Annotated in this window: 4 protein-coding genes; 1 reads left to right on the top strand and 3 read right to left on the bottom strand. The window is 54.9% G+C overall.

Annotation, left to right across the window (positions count from 1 at the left end):
- Positions 1-98: 98 nt before the first annotated feature.
- The 3 genes from pbp2m to QP981_RS11015 form a co-directional block, all read right to left on the bottom strand.
- Positions 99-1880, bottom strand: coding sequence for a penicillin-binding protein PBP2M (gene pbp2m / locus QP981_RS11025; RefSeq protein ID WP_284858017.1), 1782 nt, complete (start codon positions 1878-1880; stop codon positions 99-101).
- A gap of 113 nt (positions 1881-1993) precedes the next feature.
- The gene (locus QP981_RS11020) at positions 1994-2824 is read right to left on the bottom strand and encodes a serine hydrolase (RefSeq protein WP_012360808.1); all 831 of its coding nucleotides are present in this window, start codon (positions 2822-2824) and stop codon (positions 1994-1996) included.
- The gene (locus QP981_RS11015) at positions 2821-3681 is read right to left on the bottom strand and encodes a LysR family transcriptional regulator (RefSeq protein ID WP_012360809.1); all 861 of its coding nucleotides are present in this window, start codon (positions 3679-3681) and stop codon (positions 2821-2823) included. The genes QP981_RS11020 and QP981_RS11015 overlap by 4 nt, the downstream gene beginning before the upstream one ends.
- A 114-nt stretch (positions 3682-3795) precedes the next feature.
- Here QP981_RS11015 and QP981_RS11010 point away from each other — a divergent pair, with 114 nt between their 5' ends.
- The gene (locus QP981_RS11010) at positions 3796-5376 is read left to right on the top strand and encodes a helicase-associated domain-containing protein (protein ID WP_016421371.1); all 1581 of its coding nucleotides are present in this window, start codon (positions 3796-3798) and stop codon (positions 5374-5376) included.
- Positions 5377-5452: the final 76 nt, after the last annotated feature.

Raw genomic sequence — 5452 nt, 5'->3', positions numbered from 1 at the left:
ACCTCGGCATCCAAAAAGGCTGGATCAAATAACCGCAACACGCCCGGAAAAGACACACTTTTCTTTACTTAACCCGTGCTAGAGGTTATGACGCAAGTTTATTGAATTCCAGAGAATTTCTGAACATCCGGCGAGCGAAGGAAACGCCCGGCCATTTCCACAGCTGGCTGAGAAGAATCTCCTTCGATTACAAGGGACGCAATCGCCAATTCCCCTGTCGTTCCAGCGAACCAGCCATTGGAAAGCTTGCCATCAATTTCTGCTGTACCAGTCTTTCCGCCAAGTGCACTAAGATCACTCAACGACCTAGCTGAACCGTGGTCAATTGTTGATTTCATCATCGTCCGGAGGCTTTGAATAGTTGTATCGCTGACATGCTGGTCTGCCTGTTTATTCACTACTGTCTGTTCGCCTTGAATGAGCTGTGGAGGAACAAGCAAGCCGCCGTTAGCGACAGTCGATTGCATGAGCGCAATCCCAAATGGACTAGCTAGAACCTCGCCCTGTCCAATAGAAGCCTCCACACGAGGAGGTCCAGCCGGTGTCCGCGGCACCGAACCAGTAAGTGTGGTCATCCCTGGTACGTCGAAGTCGGAGCCAATTCCGAGTTCTAAAGCAGTCCGTTGCAGATCATCTTCTCCCAAACGATCCGAAATGACCGCTTGGGTTGTGTTACATGATTGGGCGAAAGCTTCTTCCAGTCGAACGCTACCTAGATCGAAGTCATGATCGTTGGGAATCTTGCGTCCAGCGACGGTGATATTGCTAGGACAAGGTAGTTCCTCATCCATGCTGACTGCCCCTGCCTCTAGTGCCGCCGCTGTGGTCACAGTTTTGAACGTCGATCCCGGTGGGAATAGCCCGGTGAGTGCGATTGGCCCTTGGTTATTTGCCTTGTCATTTTGTGCAACGGCAAGGACACCTCCTGTTCTAGGATTGAGCACGACTAGAACTGCGGCACGTTGCTCACTGTCCACTGCTTGTTTTGCTGCGCTTTGCAGTGTGTTATCCAGAGTGGTTGCGATTGGCTGAACTCGGCGAGGCGGCTCAGAGGCTACCGTCGTCATACCTTGTGAACTCTCAGCGCGTATCGACCATCCTGAATTAGCATCGAGCACTGACTCCCAATATTTGTTCAATTCAGCATCCATCGGAGAGTTAAGAGTTTTGGACACGCTTAAGAGACGCCCCTGCTCCACAGTGGAAATTCCCTCAAAGGTCCTAAGTTGCTCTTGTATCTTCCGGAATTCTTCCTGCCTCAAAGTGAGGAGCACGGTGTCTTCATCCTGAGACTCTCCCAAGGTCTGCTCGATCCACTCCTTAGTCGTTGTGGGAGACACTGGTGCAAAAATCTGGGCCAATTCCTGCGCTCTAGAGGCTATATCTTTGCGACCTCGTACCTGAATAACTTTCGTCCAGGTCATATATTCATTGCCCAAGCGATCTTTAATTGGAAGATCGTACTGTTTATCTTCAGCAAAAAAGAGTGCGGAATCATCGCTCAACTGAGCTTCGAAGATCGAAGGCAACCATTGAGGCTTACCATTCTGTCCACTAAGGACGAGCCGACCATTGCTCTCCAACTCCACACCATCTTTGGACCAAGTCACATGAGTATTCTGCTTTCCATTGGAAATATCAGATTTTTCGATGTTGACCTTCACACCATGAAGTGACTGCCGAAATTCATGAAGGGCGCGCTCCGGGTCTGGATGATCCAGATACCGTGCAGCCTTGCTGTCATCTCCCGCGTTGAAAGCTTTGAGAAATACGTCTGAGTCTGATTCCCACGGTAGAGCTGAACAGCTGCTCAACATCACTGCGGAGAGCGAACAGAGTGCAATCACCGACTGACGGAAACGATTGTGCTTAGTCATCATGGGAGTGACGTTAAGTGAGACGCATTGGATGCCACCAATATCACATAATGCAATTGTCTCATTTCATTCACATATAGGCGATGGTAGAAGTGTGTATTCAAGTGGCAGAAATTCTAACGAAGAGCGTCCACGAGCAGTCTAGCCACTTCGCCAATAGCACCATCGTGAGTACTCATTGCTTGTTCTGGCACCACCTGTTTCAGCATGATGGACACCACAATGGGCTCCTCGCCCTCAACCTGGATAATCGAAGCTTCACCATGGAGAAGTCCTACAGTGCCCGTTTTTCCATAGATATCAACGCCGCTTGGAGGAAAGCCTGAAGGAACACGGTGACGCCACACCTGCAACCCCAAGAGTTCACACATAGATCGACGTACCGCTGCACTATCGTCTTTCCAAACCTGTTCCAAGTCATTAGTTATTTCCGCCAACGAAGAGACTGCAGAAAACGCTATATCTGTACTACTCCCCCCTTGGGATTGAACATATTGACGCAATTGTTTCTCCGCCGTCACTAAGCTATTCCGATCTTGCAAGTCATAATGAGGTGGAAACCGTTTAAGAAATGCTTCTCGAGCCCACGCAGGCAGTAGACGCAAAATCTCGTGGGCGGCCACGTTATCTGACACCGATGCGACTTGTTTCATTAAGTCTCGGAGACTCACGTTCACTGCGTCATCAAAGGCAGCGAACCCATACCCTTCGTAAGTTCCTTTGGACGGTGCAACGTCAACACGAAGACGAGGATCCAGATCACCTCGTTGAATCGCTTCCAAAGTGAGGTGGAGGAGCCGGATTTTATATAAGGATGCCACCGTAATTTTCTCGTCTTGTTTGCGTCCGATAGTCACCCCATCGTGCAGTCGCGATGCACACCACCATCCCTCACACCCCGACCGCGTCAACACGTTTTCCAGGGCCATCTCCATCCGTGCAGTCATTGGTTAATCCTTCGACAAATTCTTTCGGCGACCGCCATGGCCTCGGCGCCATTGTCCATCCCACCTCGGCGAACCACTACATCCACGGAAAAATCGAAACGGGAAGGAAGCTCAATAGCATTGTCAAACTGGTGAAAACCGCGAAATACCAAAGACATCCCCTCCCCTCTTCCAATCAATAAGCCCCTACCTAGAGCATCCTCTGAATCATTAATTTCGCAAGACACACCCGACCGAAATAGCTCTCTCGCCAAACCACTGGCTGCACTTGAATTGTCATTCAGGTTCTCCACCAGCAGATTCAATTGAGACAAGGTCTTATCCAACCTTGAATACCCCGGCGGCACCACTAGATCACGTGACAGAGAAAACTGCCTCGCACTGCGGTGAGTACCCAAGGGAACCGGAGCTTGAACAAGCCCCGCATGAATAGCGCCTTCTTCAACACGGGCAAGAATCTCAACAGAAGGCAGTGACGACAAAACTACTCCATCATGCTGCTGTGCCTTTGCTGCAATACGCGATCCTATCTCGCTTGGAAGCGCACTACTGATGGCCAAACGAAACCCGCTTTGCGCACCACTTCGGATACCGTCAATCATCGAATGCATAGTCTGAAGATCGCGATTAATCACCCGGGCATATGGAAGCAAGGTCAACCCTGCCTCGGTTAGTTTCACTTCCCCCGCCCCTCGGATAAATAGCGGTGTACCTACACCAGCTTCTAAGCGCTTAATGGCATTGGAGACAGGCGGCTGACTCACTCCCAGTCGCGCTGCCGCCGCTGTAAAACTACCGGTCTCCGCTAAAGCCACGAAATACTGCCATTGGCGCAGATTTCCCGTCTGAGCAATCATGGGTCTCAGCATAGTGGAGCACGAGTTCGCACCACTGCAGCGTAAAATGATGTCTTTGGCTTGAGCAACACCGTCGCGGTGGCGTCGATAAACAAAAAGGAAGTGACACACAGCGTGGGCATTGGAAACGGACCGCTCATTGTGCAGTCGGATAAGACCGTGCTGCTGGAAATCGACCACGAACAGGCGCAGGAGGCGCGCACCGCGCTGGCACCGTTCGCGGAGCTGGAGCGCGCGCCGGAGCACGTGCACACCTACCGCATCACCCCGCTGGCGCTGTGGAACGCCCGCGCGGCAGGGCACGACGCGGAGCAGATCATGGACGTGCTGGAAACCTACTCGCGGTTCCCCGCCCCGCAGCCGCTGCTCATCGACATTGCCGACACGATGGATCGCTACGGGCGGCTGAAGCTCATCAAGCACCCAGCGCACGGGCTCGTGCTAGAGACGACGGACAGGGCTGTGCTGACGGAGATCCGGCGTCACAAAAAGATCAAGCCCATGTTGGGCGCAGAGATCGACGAGGACTCGATCGTTGTGCACCCTTCCGAGCGCGGCAGGCTCAAGCAGGAACTGCTGAAGGTCGGCTGGCCCGCAGAGGACCTGGCGGGATACGTCGACGGCGAGGCACACCCCATCGAGCTGTCGCAGGAACACGAAGAATGGCAGCTGCGCGACTACCAGGAGATGGCGGCCGATAGCTTCTGGGAAGGCGGCTCGGGCGTGGTAGTGCTGCCATGTGGTGCGGGCAAGACGATGGTCGGCGCGGCCTCGATGGCCAAGGCAAAGGCCACCACCCTGATCCTGGTGACGAACACCGTCGCGGGCAGGCAGTGGAAGGACGAGCTAGTGCGCCGCACCTCCCTGACGGAGGATGAAATCGGCGAATACTCCGGAGAGAAGAAGGAGATCCGCCCCGTGACCATCGCCACCTACCAAGTGGTCACGCGCAAGTCGAAGGGCGAATACCGGGCGCTGGAGCTGTTCGACTCCCGCGACTGGGGCTTAATCATTTACGACGAGGTTCACCTGCTGCCTGCCCCGGTGTTCCGCATGACCTCCGACCTGCAGTCTCGCCGCCGTCTGGGGCTCACCGCCACCCTGGTGCGCGAGGACGGCCGCGAAGGCGACGTATTCAGCCTGATCGGGCCGAAGCGCTATGACGCCCCATGGAAGGACATCGAGGCCTTCCTGGATCGCATGTCCCCCGGCGGTCTCTCGTCCGTTCCCCAGTCCCTGCGGTATTTGATTGACGACGCCACCAGGGCATTCCAGCAGGGCTCCGCCACCGAACCCCACTCGGCTCGTGTCCCGTCTCGCGTGGATACTCCCCAGCGCAACATCATGGACATCACTGGGGACTCCACCGAGATCGCCTCGGAGATCGACGGCGCCGTGGAGGGTTTTCGCCGCGCCCACGACCAGGCCATCGCCGTGGACCCGGCGGACGGCACGAAGGCCTCGGACACCCGGACCTTCCGCTCGCCGCGGGAGATCATGTCCGAGCTGCGCCGCGCCTATACCGCGGGCACACAGGTGCGCCTGCACTACGTGGACTATGCGGGTGCCACCAGCCATGACTGGATCTCCATCGTGATGATGACCCCCTCCACCATCTCCGCGGTGCTCGAATCCACCGGGGAGAGCCTCACGATCCAACCCCACCGCATCGCTGCGGTGGACGTGCCGTGCTAGAGGGTTAAGTAAAGAAAAGTGTGTCCGCATGCCACCATAACCCCAGACCACACACCACAAATCACCAAAGAATAGC

The sequence above is a fragment of the Corynebacterium sp. MSK047 genome (assembly GCF_030232285.1).
GTDB lineage: Bacteria > Actinomycetota > Actinomycetes > Mycobacteriales > Mycobacteriaceae > Corynebacterium > Corynebacterium jeikeium_D.
This window is presented reverse-complemented; position numbering and strand designations above follow the sequence as displayed.

Excerpts from the sequence above, each read along its gene's own strand:
- QP981_RS11015 (WP_012360809.1), bottom strand. The coding sequence starts at position 3,681 with ATGATTGCTCAGACGGGAAATCTGCGCCAATGGCAGTATTTCGTGGCT.
- QP981_RS11020 (WP_012360808.1), bottom strand. The coding sequence starts at position 2,824 with ATGACTGCACGGATGGAGATGGCCCTGGAAAACGTGTTGACGCGGTCG.
- pbp2m (WP_284858017.1), bottom strand. The coding sequence starts at position 1,880 with ATGATGACTAAGCACAATCGTTTCCGTCAGTCGGTGATTGCACTCTGT.